General features: G+C 39.8%; 11 protein-coding genes and 1 tRNA gene. 5 read left to right on the top strand and 7 right to left on the bottom strand.

The window, feature by feature from the left end:
* Window positions 1-38: 38 nt before the first annotated feature.
* Window positions 39-1,130: an SDR family oxidoreductase gene (locus AC07WY_RS12270; RefSeq protein ID WP_419336015.1), complete on the bottom strand. Its 1,092-nt coding sequence runs from the start codon at window positions 1,128-1,130 to the stop codon at window positions 39-41.
* Window positions 1,131-1,229: 99 nt separating this feature from the next.
* Between AC07WY_RS12270 and AC07WY_RS12265 the strand changes: the two genes are divergently transcribed.
* The gene (locus AC07WY_RS12265; RefSeq protein WP_004725368.1) at window positions 1,230-1,607 is read left to right on the top strand and encodes a MerR family transcriptional regulator; all 378 of its coding nucleotides are present in this window, start codon (window positions 1,230-1,232) and stop codon (window positions 1,605-1,607) included.
* 50 nt (window positions 1,608-1,657) lie between these two features.
* Here the strand turns inward: AC07WY_RS12265 and AC07WY_RS12260 are convergent, their stop codons facing one another.
* Both AC07WY_RS12260 and AC07WY_RS12255 read right to left on the bottom strand, forming a co-directional pair.
* Complete coding sequence (locus tag AC07WY_RS12260) at window positions 1,658-4,030, bottom strand: Tex family protein (protein ID WP_262087226.1); 2,373 nt, start codon at window positions 4,028-4,030, stop codon at window positions 1,658-1,660.
* 108 nt (window positions 4,031-4,138) lie between these two features.
* Window positions 4,139-4,558, bottom strand: a complete 420-nt coding sequence (locus AC07WY_RS12255; protein ID WP_419336013.1) for a carboxypeptidase regulatory-like domain-containing protein — start codon at window positions 4,556-4,558, stop codon at window positions 4,139-4,141.
* 183 nt (window positions 4,559-4,741) lie between these two features.
* Here AC07WY_RS12255 and ompR point away from each other — a divergent pair, with 183 nt between their 5' ends.
* From ompR to scpC, 3 genes are all read left to right on the top strand, one after another.
* Window positions 4,742-5,506, top strand: coding sequence for an osmolarity response regulator transcription factor OmpR (ompR, locus tag AC07WY_RS12250; RefSeq protein ID WP_004816610.1), 765 nt, complete (start codon window positions 4,742-4,744; stop codon window positions 5,504-5,506).
* Between the two features lie 377 nt (window positions 5,507-5,883).
* Window positions 5,884-7,344 carry an ATP-binding protein gene (locus AC07WY_RS12245; protein ID WP_419336011.1) on the top strand — a complete coding sequence of 487 codons (1,461 nt, stop codon included), beginning with the start codon at window positions 5,884-5,886 and terminating at the stop codon, window positions 7,342-7,344.
* Window positions 7,345-7,549: 205 nt separating this feature from the next.
* Window positions 7,550-9,073 carry a succinyl-CoA:acetate CoA-transferase ScpC gene (gene scpC, locus AC07WY_RS12240; protein WP_004816606.1) on the top strand — a complete coding sequence of 508 codons (1,524 nt, stop codon included), beginning with the start codon at window positions 7,550-7,552 and terminating at the stop codon, window positions 9,071-9,073.
* A 105-nt stretch (window positions 9,074-9,178) separates the two neighbouring features.
* Here the strand turns inward: scpC and AC07WY_RS12235 are convergent, their stop codons facing one another.
* Window positions 9,179-10,825: a GMC family oxidoreductase gene (locus AC07WY_RS12235; protein ID WP_034616844.1), complete on the bottom strand. Its 1,647-nt coding sequence runs from the start codon at window positions 10,823-10,825 to the stop codon at window positions 9,179-9,181.
* 213 nt (window positions 10,826-11,038) lie between these two features.
* On the opposite strand from AC07WY_RS12235, the gene AC07WY_RS12230 reads away from it, so the two are divergent.
* Window positions 11,039-11,458, top strand: a complete 420-nt coding sequence (locus AC07WY_RS12230) for a GNAT family acetyltransferase (protein WP_004725355.1) — start codon at window positions 11,039-11,041, stop codon at window positions 11,456-11,458.
* Window positions 11,459-11,503: 45 nt separating this feature from the next.
* Here AC07WY_RS12230 and AC07WY_RS12225 read toward each other — a convergent pair whose 3' ends face one another.
* The 3 genes from AC07WY_RS12225 to AC07WY_RS12215 form a co-directional block, all read right to left on the bottom strand.
* Entirely contained in the window at window positions 11,504-12,775 is a 1,272-nt protein-coding gene (locus AC07WY_RS12225; RefSeq protein WP_419336007.1) for an OmpP1/FadL family transporter, read from the bottom strand.
* A gap of 85 nt (window positions 12,776-12,860) precedes the next feature.
* Window positions 12,861-13,622 carry a class I SAM-dependent methyltransferase gene (locus AC07WY_RS12220; RefSeq protein ID WP_270383326.1) on the bottom strand — a complete coding sequence of 254 codons (762 nt, stop codon included), beginning with the start codon at window positions 13,620-13,622 and terminating at the stop codon, window positions 12,861-12,863.
* A gap of 201 nt (window positions 13,623-13,823) precedes the next feature.
* A tRNA-Phe gene (locus AC07WY_RS12215) sits at window positions 13,824-13,899 on the bottom strand.
* Window positions 13,900-14,103: the final 204 nt, after the last annotated feature.

The following is a 14,103-nucleotide window of genomic DNA, read 5'->3' as shown; positions in this document are numbered from 1 at the left end:
TAATAAACTGCCCATTTATTGAAATGGGCAGTTTATTGCTAGATCTGATGATTCCGATCCACCCATTCTGCAGTCAGTGCAATGCTCTGTTTAAGATTGGTTTCTGGTATTTGCCATTTCTGGTTTAATGTTAAAAACTGATCCATATTTAATTGCTCAGTTCGGATGAAATTCAACATCTCAGCAGATAGATCCAGCTTTTGAGCAAGCCACTTCCATTTTAAAATCACTTTTAAAATGCTCAGCGAGACGAAATATTGCGGTGCTTTTAGATTTAATCTATGAGCTGCATTATGAATAAGCGCTTGTAAAGAAATCTGAGTGGGATTGGCAATCAATATAGCTTGGTGACTTGCAAGTTGATCCTGTGATGCTTTGCATATCGCATTGACCAACATTGTCACGGAAACCAAAGGTAAATAATGCTGAGGGGTTGCAGGAATTGCGGTCATTTTACCCTGTTTAAGCTGGGTAATCAGGTGAGTAATTGGCTGGTTGTCTGCAATTTCACCAGAATTTTCATCCCCTACCACTGTTGCAGGATGAATCACTGTCCAGTCAATTTTCAACTGTTGAGCGCATTTCACCCACGCAAAATGAGCTTCAATTTTAGAAGCCTCATAAGCACCCAGTTTTTGGTACACCTGCCTCCAATTCGTACTCTCGATATTTTCTAAACAGACTCCAGCATGCTGTAAGTGCTGAGTGAGTGTCAACATATAGCCAGAAAGATGAATTGCCCGTTTCAATTGGCAATGTTCGTTCACACATTCAAGTAAATTGATTAAGCCCTTAACATTGACTTCCCTTGCCTGTTGTATTGAAAGGTTCCATGCAAATAATGCACTGGTATTAAATAAATAATTTACCTCAGCAAGCCGTTTCCAATCTTCAACTGAAATACCCAAATCAGGCAAGGTAACATCGCCTTGTAGACAGAATAATTTTTGATGGTTTATTCCTTGTTTTTCCAGCCACATTCTCAAACTCGGCTCTTGCTGATCGAGACGACGGCACAAGGCAAAAACTTGGTCATTGCTTTGAAGTAATCGCGCTACAAGAAATTTACCAATAAACCCTGTTGCACCAACCACCAAGGCAACTTTTTCTACGCTTTGATTATTTTGCATCACTTTATACACCCTTTATATGCTCGCACTTAAGCTAAAGGATGGAGTACACTCCACAGTCAAGTGTTTCTTGCAAATACATAAAATTTGGAGCAAGTGATGTTAATCGGTGAATTATCAGAGCAATTAAATCTCAGTCGGGATACCATTCGTTTTTATGAAAAGCTTGATCTTATCCGCCCATTGACACGAAATAATGGTTATAAGGATTATTCAAAACAAGACTTACAGCAATTACAACTGATTCAAGTCGCTAAAAATCTAGGTTTTACTTTGGCTGAAATTAAACAGATTTTAGACTTGGTCAACGTCAATGAAATTCCAGCAGAACAATTTCATATGATTTTAAAAGATAAGCTCAGTGTCATTGGTGAAAAAATTCTCCAATTACAGAATATTCAAAATCTACTTGAAAATCTTGTGGTTGGGGAAGCATGTCCATTTAAAAAAGATTGTGATCTTTCTGCAATTGTCTAATCCATAAAAGAAACCGCCTTACGGCGGTTTCTTTATTGAGAAATTAGGGCTTATTTAGACCCTTTAATCCCTGCTTGTAATAACAACGCACCTAAACCACCAATTTTGTTTTCTTGAGGTTTAGCTGCTTGTGGTTTCTTGTCATGACGTGGTGCTTTGTCTTTATTGTCATGGTTTGGACGACCTTGCTGTGGACGTTTACCCTGAGGCTTACGCTCACCACGTTGTTCATTGTTATTGAACTCACGCTTTTGACGTGGTGCTTTAGTTGGTGCTTCCGAACCTTCTGGGCGCATCGATAAATTCACACGATTTCGCTCAGCATCTACAGTCAATACACGTACTTGTACGATTTGCCCTGGTTTCACAACTTTATGTGGATCAGAAACAAATTCATTGGCAAGTTCTGAAATATGTATTAGACCATCTTGATGCACACCAACATCGACGAATGCACCGAAGTTAGTCACATTGGTAATCACACCCTCAAGCTGCATTCCTTCAGTCAATTGACTGACTTCAGTGATATCTTCACGGAATTTTGCTGTACGGAATTCTGGACGAGGGTCACGACCTGGTTTTTCCAACTCGCTTAACACGTCTTGAATTGTGGGTAGACCAAATTTGTCGTCCGCAAAATCTTCTGCTTTCACTTGACGAATAATTTCAGTATTACCAATGATATCTTTCACTGTAGTCGCTTTTGCTTCAACAATTTTGTTGACCAAACCATACGATTCAGGGTGAACAGATGATGCATCTAAAGGTTCTGAACCATCTTGAATACGTAAGAAACCAGCAGCTTGCTCAAAGGTACGCTCGCCTAAACGTGGTACATTTTTCAATGCTTGACGATTGTCAAAACGACCATTTTCTTTACGATAATCTACAATTTGCTGCGCAATGGCTTTATTTAAACCTGCGATATAGCCCAAGATTGCTGGAGAGGCTGTATTTACATCTACACCTACCGCATTCACACAGTCTTCAACCACAGCATCCAATGTTTTTGCCAAATTGGTTTGATTCACATCATGCTGATATTGACCAACACCAATAGATTTAGGATCAATTTTTACCAGTTCAGCCAATGGATCTTGTAAGCGACGTGCAATTGAAACAGCGCCACGAATCGCAACATCAAGCTCAGGCAGTTCAGCAGAAGCCAATTCTGATGCTGAGTAAACAGATGCACCCGCTTCACTTACTGAAACACGCGTTAATGTAAGATCTGCATTTTCAGCCATCATTTCTGCAACAACAGCTTCAGTTTCACGACTCGCAGTACCATTGCCAATTGCGATTAAATCCACATTAAATTCACGGCAAAGACGTGCAAGTTCAGCAATCGAGCCGGCTTTATCTTCTTTTGGTGCAAATGGATAAATCGTGCTATGTGCAAGCACATCACCTGAATTTGAAACAACCGCCAGTTTCACCCCTGTACGAATACCAGGGTCAACACCTAAAGTTGTACGTGAACCTGCAGGTGCAGAGAGTAATAAATGACGTAAGTTTTCTGCAAACACGTCCATTGCTTCTGATTCAGCTGCAAGGCGCTTTTCAGTCAACAAAGAATGCTCAATCGTTGGGCGAATTTTGCCTAACCAAAACAGCTTTGCGATTTGCTTTAAGAAATCTTGACGTGCTTGTGGTTGCACACTTTCAAGCGCGTATTCAGTTTCAATACGTGCAAGTGGTGCATGATCATCACCATCAACTTTAAGTCCCAATACATTTTCTTGGCGGCCACGTAGCATTGCCAATAAACGATGCGAAGGCACTTTATTTAAATTCTCAGAGAAATCAAAGTAATCACGGAATTTCTTACCGACTTCTTTTTTCTCATCAGACGCCACTAAACTTTTTAACACCGCTGTTTTGGCAAATGTTGATTTAAGTTCTGTGGTTAATGAAATATTTTGTGCCCAGTCATCAATGATGATGTGTTGAATCGCGTCTAATTGGCTTTCAACATCTGGGTATTCTTCATGGCTAAAACCAGCCAAGGCTTCAGTCGGATCAATTTGCTCTGCGATAATTTTCTCAGCAAATTCCCCTAATCCTGCTTCTCTTGCTTTGAATGATTTACTGGTACGTTTTGGACGGTACGGTGCGTAAAGTTCTTCTAATGCATTTTTTGTTTCAGCGCCATTGACCCGAGCAAGTAAGTCATCAGAGAGCTTATTTTGTTCTTTTAATGATTCGATTACTTTTTCACGGCGTTCAAATAAATCACGTAGATAAACAAGGCGTGTATCAAGTTGGCGTAATTGGATGTCGTCTAAGCCTTGCGTTACTTCTTTACGGTAACGTGCAATAAATGGAACACTAGAGCCTTCATCTATCAGTTTAATGGCAGCTTCTACTTGGTTTGGACGTACGGCAAGTTCACTTGCCAACTGCTGAACTAAGTCAGTCATCGTGTTTAATTCCACAAGGATAAGGACTAAAAGTTAGTGATTATAAAGACCAAGACCATAAAATCCACAATTGTTTTGCAAATTAGCAGTGAAAAAAGTGATAAAAGATCATTTTTCTTGAGTTTTTACAGTGCAATCGGGTATTTCATCCTGCTTTGCTCTATTTAAATTGCTTTGTAAAATAATTTTTCCAACTTTCCATTGTGCACCTTTGCGCTGTCCACCGCCATGAGAATTGAAATATTGCAAATCACACGGCTGATAACCCTGTTTACTTAGACGTTCTTGTACAAATACTGGTGGCGCTTCCATATACATGATTTCTTTCAGCAAAAATGCAGCATAGCGTCGCTCCTTGAGTCGAAAGTTGCCTTGCATGTCGGTTTGCGTTTCACCGACTTGGACCTGACCAAGCGGTTGGTCAAATTGGTCAATCACTTGTCCTGAGATTTCAGGTCTGGAAAGTCGGCTAATACATGCACTTAAAGCAAAACTTATTGCCAAAATACATAAAACTTTCATTTGCATATGGTATATCTTTTTATTTATAAACATAGAATCATCTCAAATCGTTATAGATGTTGTTTTTTGGTTTCAAAACAGCCTGAAAATTGTATTTTTGAGCAATTTGATACATAGTCTTAACAAGAGCTTAGGCAGTATACTGAGATTGACGAATATTTATAATTTACAACATTAAGGGAGTACATCATGAGTTTGGTTGTACCTGCTGAAAATACAGATATCGTACAAAACGAAACTGACCGTGTCGAACGCATTTTAGTGGTCGATGATGATGTGCGTTTACGTACCCTTTTACAGCGTTTCCTTGAAGATAAAGGCTTTGTGGTAAAAACGGCCCACGACGCAACGCAGATGGATCGCCTATTACAACGTGAGTTATTTTCACTCATCGTTTTAGACTTTATGCTTCCTGTAGAAGATGGTTTAAGTATTTGTAGACGTTTACGCTCATCAAATATAGATACACCTGTCATTATGCTGACCGCACGAGGCAGTGACTCTGACCGTATTGCTGGCTTAGAAGCTGGTGCGGATGATTATTTGCCAAAACCATTTAATCCAAATGAGTTATTAGCACGTATTCGTGCCGTACTGCGTCGTCAGGTTCGTGAAGTTCCAGGTGCACCAAGTCAAAACGTAGAAGTTGTGTCTTTCGGCCCTTGGTCTTTAGATTTATCAACACGTACCCTGACACGTGAAGGGCAAGTGGTCACATTAACCACAGGTGAGTTTGCAGTCTTGAAGGCATTAGTTCAGCACCCACGTGAACCATTAACACGTGACAAGTTGATGAATCTTGCACGTGGTCGTGAATGGGGTGCTATGGAACGTTCAATCGATGTTCAAGTTTCTCGCTTACGTCGTCTGATTGAAGAAAACCCTGCACGTGCACGTTATATTCAAACAGTTTGGGGCGTAGGTTATGTGTTCGTTCCAGATGGTGCGGAATAAATAGATCTTGATTCGATAACATGAATCAGTTTCAAAAGTACTGGTCACATATTTGGTTTTGCATGTGACCAGTATTTTTTTATCCATATTTATTCATCCAAAACAATAGTCTTGATGGCTTTGCCCTAGAGCGACGCTTTACTGATGATTTCACTGGTATTTTAAATATAAGCATATTTGGCGATTCTACAAAAACGGTGTGATCTCAATGCCATGCATCTCTTATTTTGTTGAGTTTAAAATATTTTAAATCTGAGTATTTATGACCATAAATAAGTTAAAGCCGAGTAACCTAACATTTTTAATATTGCGATAAATCTGCCATCCTTTAAACTAAATCCATAGATTAACAATATCGCACAGATTGGAATGCTCCTGTGAAATTAGAACCCATAGACCCACAAGAATTTACCGACTTTGTCAGCTACAAAGAACGCAAACGTACACCCTGGGAACGCTTCCTCGATAAAGTTAAACCGCGTTCGGCAGCAATGCGTACTACGGTATTGGTGGTATTCGTGGTGTTCTTTAGCCTATTTATGTCATTGTGGTTTTTTTGGAAAACACTTTATTTACCTGAAATTCAACAGCATGCACGTTTTTTGGCGGTTGAGCTGGAAATGGTCAATAATCCGCGCTTACAGATTTACCATGACGAGATCCAACTCGATATTGACGAATGGTTAAAGCAACGGGTTGGCGTAGAATACGTTACAAATCCCAAAGAATACCCAAATGTAAAAGATAAAATTATTGCGGACTTCTTTACCAATCGTATTGAGAATCAGCTTGCAGAAGAATTAAAAATCAAAGATGTGACGGTTTATTTCCAGTTTAAACCCAGTCCACGCATCTGGGTCCAAACCCCAGAAATGAATGGCAATTGGGTCCGTGAACCTCTCAATACCTATGCCAACTATAGTCCTGAACTCATTTTAGCTTGGTTATTGGGTATTCCACTGATTGCTGCGGCAATCATCCTGACACTGGTCAGACAGCTTAATCGCCCGTTACGTCGCTTACAACATGCTGCGAATAGCTACAGTAAAACAGGGAAAGCGCCCTACTTGGAAACCAATCATGGACCACAAGAAATCCGTGAGGTAAACCAAGCTTTTAACCAGATGATCTATACACTTGAACAAACTGAACGTGATCGCCAAATCATGTTGGCAGGTATCTCGCATGATTTAAGAACACCGCTAACACGGATCCGTTTAAGTGCAGAGATGATGTCTGATGATGACTTCTTAAAAGAAGGTTTGATTTATGATGTCGATGATATGGATGCCATTTTAAGCCAGTTTATTTCCTATATGCGTGATGGCTCAGATGAAGAGCTTCAAGACACCAATATCAATGCTTTGCTACAAGAGCTGATCATTCAGTTTAAACCTTTAGATATTCAGTTCACGCCGCAAGAATTACCCGTCATTACTGCTCGCTCACTGTCGTTAAAACGTTTGATTGGTAATCTCATCAACAATTCAAAACGCTATGGCGCAGAACCAATTGAACTCAGTGCTTTTGTAGAAGATGAGCATATTAAAATCTGTGTAGCAGACAATGGTGAAGGAATTCCCGAAGACCAAATTGAAGGGCTTATGCAACCTTTTGTGCGTGGTGATGCTGCACGTACAGTGCAAGGGAGTGGTTTAGGTTTGGCGATTGTCAAACGAATTGTTGATATTCATCAAGGTGAACTGTTGATTTCCAACCGTCCTGAAGGCGGCTTACAAGCCATCATTTCACTACCAACTTCAATAAAAGTTGAGGAAGAACCGACACCTACAAATCCAATTCAAAAATTCAAACAAAGTTTGAGTGATCACTTTTAGTGATTGCTCAATAAATCAACACTTAACTTTGTTTATTTAACAAACAGCTATCATTATTTTATTAATAAATAATAACTTAAAAACCATCACCAGAATTTATACCTGCATTTATTGAAAAAATTAGACCTTAGCATTAGAGGCATGCACAATTCAGTTTGAGGGCGGTACAATCCGTCTAGTTTTGAACAAGAATTGAGCGTAAACCATGTCTTTAGATCGTATTCGTTTAGCATCTCTCCATGACAAAGTCATGAGCGCAGAACAAGCTGCAACTTTTATCCAAGATGGGATGACTGTGGGGATGAGTGGATTTACTCGTGCAGGTGAAGCAAAAGCTGTACCTTTAGCGCTGGTAAAACAAGCCAAAGTGAATCCGTTGAAGATTACTTTAATCACAGGTGCAAGTTTAGGTAATGACCTAGACAAACAATTAACTGAAGCTGGTGTACTTGCGCGTCGTTTACCATTCCAAGTCGATAACACTTTACGTAAAGCTATCAACAACGGTGAAGTGATGTTCATCGATCAGCATTTGTCTGAAACTGTTGAGCAAATGCGTAACCTTCAGTTGAAAAAACCTGATGTTGCGGTGATTGAAGCGATTGCGATTACTGAAGATGGTGGCATCATTCCAACAACATCTGTGGGTAACTCTGCAAGCTTTGCAATTTTTGCTGAAAAAGTGATTGTTGAAATCAACACCAACTTAAGCCCTGCTTTTGAAGGCTTACACGATATTTATATCCCAACTTACCGTCCAACACGTCAAGCAATTCCTTTGACACATGTTGATCAACGTATTGGTACACCTGCAATTAATATTGATCCTGCAAAAATCGTGGGTATCGTAATTAACAACGAATATCATGACTCTCCATCAACAGTGACACTACCAGATGATGAAACTCAAGGTATTGCCAACCACTTAATCGCATTCTTTGAAAAAGAAGTTGAAGAAGGTCGTTTACCTTCGAATCTTGGTCCTTTACAAGCGGGCATCGGTTCGATTGCCAATGCGGTATTAACCGGTCTTAAAGATTCTAACTTTGAAGATTTGGTGATGTATTCAGAAGTACTGCAAGACTGTACTTTCGAATTGATTGATGCGGGTAAAATGAAGTTTGCTTCAGGTTCATCAATTACCCTTTCTGCTAAATATGGCGAAAAAGTATTTAACAACCTAGAACAATACAAAGACAAACTGGTTCTACGTCCACAAGAGATTTCAAACCATCCTGAATTGGTTCGCCGCTTAGGCATCATCGGGATCAATACTGCACTTGAGTTTGATATTTACGGCAACGTCAACTCGACCCATGTGTGCGGCACCAAGATGATGAATGGTATTGGTGGTTCAGGTGATTTCGCACGTAATGCACATTTAGCAATCTTCGTGACCAAATCGATTGCAAAAGGTGGCGACATCTCTTCTGTTGTCCCATTTGCTTCACATATCGACCATGCTGAGCATGATGTTGATATTCTTGTGACTGAACAAGGTCTTGCTGACTTACGTGGTTTAGCGCCTCGTGAACGTGCTCGTGCAGTCATCAACAACTGTGCTCACCCAATGTATCGTGATGCATTGAATGATTACTTTGATCGTGCATGTGAAAAAGGCGGTCAAACGCCGCATATTCTTCGCGAAGCACTTTCTTGGCACTATAACTTTGAAGAAACAGGCCATATGCTTGCTTCTTTAGAAGATCAAGCTAAAAAATCTGCATAAGATTTTAAATCTGATATAAAAAGTAAAAACGCCCTTCAGGGCGTTTTTTTACGAGCTTATTTGGGTTTGAATGCCCACCCACTGATTTTTTAAATATCTAAAGACTCAGATTGCAACACGCACTTTATCTTTCTTTTCAATAAACGCCACACCAGCTTGGTCCTGATTAATCATCTCAACCGCTTTCTCTGCAATCATAATTGCAGGGGCATTGGTATTGCCATTCACCACTTTTGGCATGATTGACGCATCGACCACACGCAGGTTTTGAATACCATAAACGCGTAACCGTGGATCAACCACAGCCATATCGTCTACCCCCATTTTACAACTTCCCACAGGGTGATAAACGGTATCTGAGCGATCTCTTAAAACTTGGCGAATGTCCTCATCTGTTTTTACCGTGGCTGTAAATAAATCTTCTTTAATCATGCTTTTAAAAGCATCAGATTGCATTAATTTCTGAGTGAGTTTAAAGCCTTTAACCATTTCTTCTAAATCAGATTCTTCACCATAAAAATTCGGATCAATCAATAAAGGATCATCGATACTTGGCCCACTTATCTTAATCGACCCACGACTGACTGGATTTAAAAGGCAGACATGACAAGAAATACCATGCCCTGTGTGCATGGTTCGTGCATGGTTATCCACCAGTGCAATCACAAAATGTAATTGTAAATTCGGTAGACTTTGCTCATTTGAACTTTTAATAAAGCCGCCACATTCAGCAAAATTCGTAGTCAACAAACCACGGCGTTCTTTACGATAACGTCCAATTTGTTTAAATAAATCAATTGAACCTGGAATAGATAAGCCAAAGGTGCCTTGAATTTCACTGACTTTATAACCAAAAATAAAATCAGGATGATCGTGAAAATTTTTACCCACACCAGGTAAATGTTGTTTTACTTCAATGCCATGTTGCGCAAGTTCTTGTTGGTCACCAACACCTGAGAGCATCAGAATCTGTGGCGACTGCATCGCTCCCGCACTCAATAACACTTCTCGACGTGCAAAGATTTGTTTCAGCTGACCGCCTTGCTTGTATTCCACCCCAACAGCCACGCCATTTTCAATCAAGATTCGCTGAGTCTGTGCATGGGTTTCCACCGTTAAATTTTTACGATCTCGATGTGGAAATAAATAAGCCCGCGCAGAACTACAACGCTCCCCATTGATATGGGTCACTTGATAAACGCCTAAACCTTCCTGCTCTTCTCCATTGAAGTCATCCAGAATTCGATAACCCTGTTCTTTGGCAGCTGCGATATATTTTTGCTGTAAGGGGTTATCACTACGTAAATCAATAACTGAAAGTGGGCCAGCATTGCCATGATATTGATTTTTAATTCTTTGGTTATTTTCAGACTTAATAAAATAAGGCAAAACCTCATCATATGACCAACCGGTATTGCCTAAGGCTGCCCAATCATCATAATCTTGTCGATGTCCACGGATATACACCATGGCATTAATTGCCGATGAGCCACCCAAGCATTTTCCACGAGGCTGATAGCCTTTACGACCATTTAAGCCCTTTTGCGGTACAGTTTCAAAGGCCCAGTTATTGATCTTGGTTGGAATACTAATCACCGCTGCACAAGGAACTTCTACTTTCCAACCCTCTCCTGAGCCCCCAGCTTCAAGCAGACAAACAGAAACTTGCGGGTTTTCTGATAAACGCCCAGCCAACACACAGCCTGAGCTTCCACCACCGATAATAATATAATCAAATTCCTGTTTATTCACGTGAAGTTCCTTTTTTGTTTTAAATTATGCCTCCATTATTATGCACACTTTCAATCAATAAAAAATCACTATTCTCAGCCTATAACGTTTTTATAAGTTAACAAACTCAGCAAAAAGTATTTACGCATTGTCTAAAAAATAAACTTATCAACTGCGGTTTTTTATATTAATCTGCTGTAAAGATTGTTTTAAAAAACAAGAGATAAAAATTCTATGTTTATTATCAGACAGTTTCAGGAAACCGATTTAGACGAAGTCATCGCACTGTGGGAAGTCTGCGATTTAACCCGTCCTTGGAACAACCCAGAAATTGATATCTTCCGTAAAGTCGCACAAAAAGACGGATTGTTTCTATTGGCGGTCAAAGATGAACAATTGATCGCTACGGTTATGGGGGGCTATGATGGGCATCGGGGCTGGGTCAATTATCTTGCTGTCCATCCTCATGATCAACGTAATGGTGTTGCAACTGCATTGATACAACAACTTGAAAAGCGTTTAGTTGCATTAGGTTGCCCCAAACTGCAACTGTTAATCCGTAAGGATAATATTGATGTACAAAGCTTTTATGAGCAACTCGGCTATGAAGAAATCGAAGTCGTGTGTTTGGGTAAACGTCTTATTTCAGATTAAAAATCTGTCGAATCCATCTGCTTTCATGGCGATTGACAGAAAAACTTAGAATTTATAGCCATACGACAACCCTAAAATGTCTTGACTCATTTTGAGTTTCGCTTCACCCCCACCAAACGCAGGGGAAATTTTGCCTTTTACTTCATCTTCCAAGGCATGTGTATAGGCAATACTGATTTCTTGATGTTGATCGAGATTCCAAGTTGCACCCACGCTGAGGTGGTCTTGAATTACTCCAGGAGCAAGAATATTTAAAAACACTTCACTGTCTGGAATCGGTTGATCATTATGACTATAACCAGCTCTTAGTGTGAGTTTTGGATGGGCTTGATAAGACACACCCAGTTTATAGATATTGATATCATTCCAGCCAAATCCTGGCCCTTGTGGTGTACCAAAAGCATGACCTTGTTGTAATTGTGCAAGATCAAAAGGATTTCCTACCGATTTCACATCCGAATAGTTAATTCGTTGTATATCCGCAGCCACTGTTAATTGAGGTGTGATGTTGACAGCTGCACCCACACCATAACTTTCAGGAACATCAAAGTCACCGCGTTCAGCAAATAATCCACGATATCGATCAAAGCGATCTGCATTAATTTTTGAAGAATAATTTGCGCCTAAGGTTAAGCGTTGATCAAAGAATTTTCCAGCCCAACCAATACGTGCACCAATGCCAGTCGCAGAATCCTTACCACGATTGCTTAAATTTGAAGCATCGGCTGAAAATCCGCTAAACCCAGCAATTCCCCGTGCTTCAAAACGTTGATAGAGAATATTGGTTGCAATGCCGATAGATTGATTTTCTGCATATTTCCAAGCAACTGCTGGAGTAATGAAAACCTGGGTTAAATCCACTCCTGCTGTTCCACTGTTGCCAAATGCTGCAAATGGATTATTTTTATACCCCGTATTCATTCCACCATTCCCATATATTGCTAAACCTAAAGCAACTTGGTCATTGATTTGATGGTTGAATGCAAGCTCTGGGAGTACAAAGTATTTGCGTCCATTGCCATCATATCGACCATTGGCGTTGGGGTAAGCTTGTGGCATTTGATTCGCGGTAATCTCAGCTGAACGATCAGGTGAAAACACGGTTGCACCGACATCAATACGATCACCAATCCAGCTTAAGCCTGCTGGGTTATTGGCAATCGTTAATGCATCTTGAAATTGAGCGATTGAAGTCCCTGCATTGCCTTGGGCTTTTACCCCATAGCCATGCATAAAATAGCCTGTCGTTGCAAAAGCGGTAGAACTGAATGCCGATAGCCATACAGCAGTGGATAATATTTTAACTGGAGCTTTCATGATTTATCTTACTTTTAAATAATATATAAGTAAGTATATTGTTAGCTATATCTGTTGTAATCAAAGATAAAATGCGATCCTTATTTTATTTGTGCATAAAGCATTTTTTCTTTGATTTTTTAATTTTACCCACTCTTAAAAAAACTGGGAATGTGATGGTCAAATCTGCAAGCTCGCTGGTTAATGCTTCAGCTAGATCAAGTAATGGATGATCCTGATTTCTTTCGCAATAGTGTTTAATTGCAGACCAAGTAGATAAATACTTTAACAGTTGTGCAGAAGACCACTGATACTGCATCTTAAACTCAGCAACGTTTATTTCATCAAAAGGAAAGGGAATGGTTTTATATTCTTCATCGATATAACGGCGCTCCACATCCCAATAACCATCTAGTTTTTCAGCATATAAGCTTTGAATCATGGTATTGATGGCTGCATTTTCGACATGAATTAAGCCATAACCGATCACAGCAAGAATACCTTGTGGTTTTAATGTGCGTTCAACTTCTTTATAAAAGCCATCAAAATCAAACCAATGAATGGCCTGAGCCACTGAAATCAAATCAAAACTCTGTGCTGTAAATGAAGTCTGTTCAGCAGACTGGACTTGATAGCTGACATTGTCAAAATAAGGCGCAAGGTTTAATTGTTTTTCGCTCATATCCGTTGCAACAACATGATCGAAATAAGGGCTAAGCAATTGAGTAAATTGACCTGAACCCGCACCACAATCCCAAGCAAAACCGCGCTCTGGAACATGATTTAAAATTTCCTGAACCACTTCTTGCGGATAACTCGGTCGAGCTTGCTGATAAAGCTGGCTGCCTGATGAAAATAAATCTTTCATTGTTCTTATAACAATCTATTTCACTTACCAAAGGTTTATCTTACGATATTTATAGTCCATAGCAAGATATTTTGTAAGACAATGGGTTCAATTTACGCATTCAAAATGACATGCTGTTTTAATGATGAACATCAATTTCTGAATTGAAGATAAAAAGCAGGCAATAAAAAACCCCAAACAATGTTTGAGGTTTTTCAAATATGGTGGCGAGACCCAGGATCGAACTGGGGACACACGGATTTTCAATCCGTTGCTCTACCTACTGAGCTATCACGCCGATGCGGTGTATTAAGCCGTATCTCAGTTCAATAGTCAATAAAAATCATGACTTTTTTATTCAACCGAATATTTTTTACCCAAAAAAAATCCCTGATGGGATCAGGGATTGAAATCTCAAAGATTTTAAATATGGTGGCGAGACCCAGGATCGAACTGGGGACACACGGATTTTCAATCCGTTGCTCTACCTACTGAGCTATCA

The sequence above is a fragment of the Acinetobacter sp. GW821-FHT01C12 genome, assembly GCF_059422625.1.
Note: the sequence above shows the minus strand (reverse complement) of the source record. Positions and strands in the feature narration are given on the sequence as shown.

Excerpts from the sequence above, each read along its gene's own strand:
- AC07WY_RS12270 (WP_419336015.1), bottom strand. The coding sequence starts at position 1,130 with ATGCAAAATAATCAAAGCGTAGAAAAAGTTGCCTTGGTGGTTGGTGCA.
- AC07WY_RS12265 (WP_004725368.1), top strand. The coding sequence starts at position 1,230 with ATGTTAATCGGTGAATTATCAGAGCAATTAAATCTCAGTCGGGATACC.
- AC07WY_RS12260 (WP_262087226.1), bottom strand. The coding sequence starts at position 4,030 with ATGACTGACTTAGTTCAGCAGTTGGCAAGTGAACTTGCCGTACGTCCA.
- AC07WY_RS12255 (WP_419336013.1), bottom strand. The coding sequence starts at position 4,558 with ATGCAAATGAAAGTTTTATGTATTTTGGCAATAAGTTTTGCTTTAAGT.
- ompR (WP_004816610.1), top strand. The coding sequence starts at position 4,742 with ATGAGTTTGGTTGTACCTGCTGAAAATACAGATATCGTACAAAACGAA.
- scpC (WP_004816606.1), top strand. The coding sequence starts at position 7,550 with ATGTCTTTAGATCGTATTCGTTTAGCATCTCTCCATGACAAAGTCATG.
- AC07WY_RS12230 (WP_004725355.1), top strand. The coding sequence starts at position 11,039 with ATGTTTATTATCAGACAGTTTCAGGAAACCGATTTAGACGAAGTCATC.
- AC07WY_RS12225 (WP_419336007.1), bottom strand. The coding sequence starts at position 12,775 with ATGAAAGCTCCAGTTAAAATATTATCCACTGCTGTATGGCTATCGGCA.
- AC07WY_RS12220 (WP_270383326.1), bottom strand. The coding sequence starts at position 13,622 with ATGAAAGATTTATTTTCATCAGGCAGCCAGCTTTATCAGCAAGCTCGA.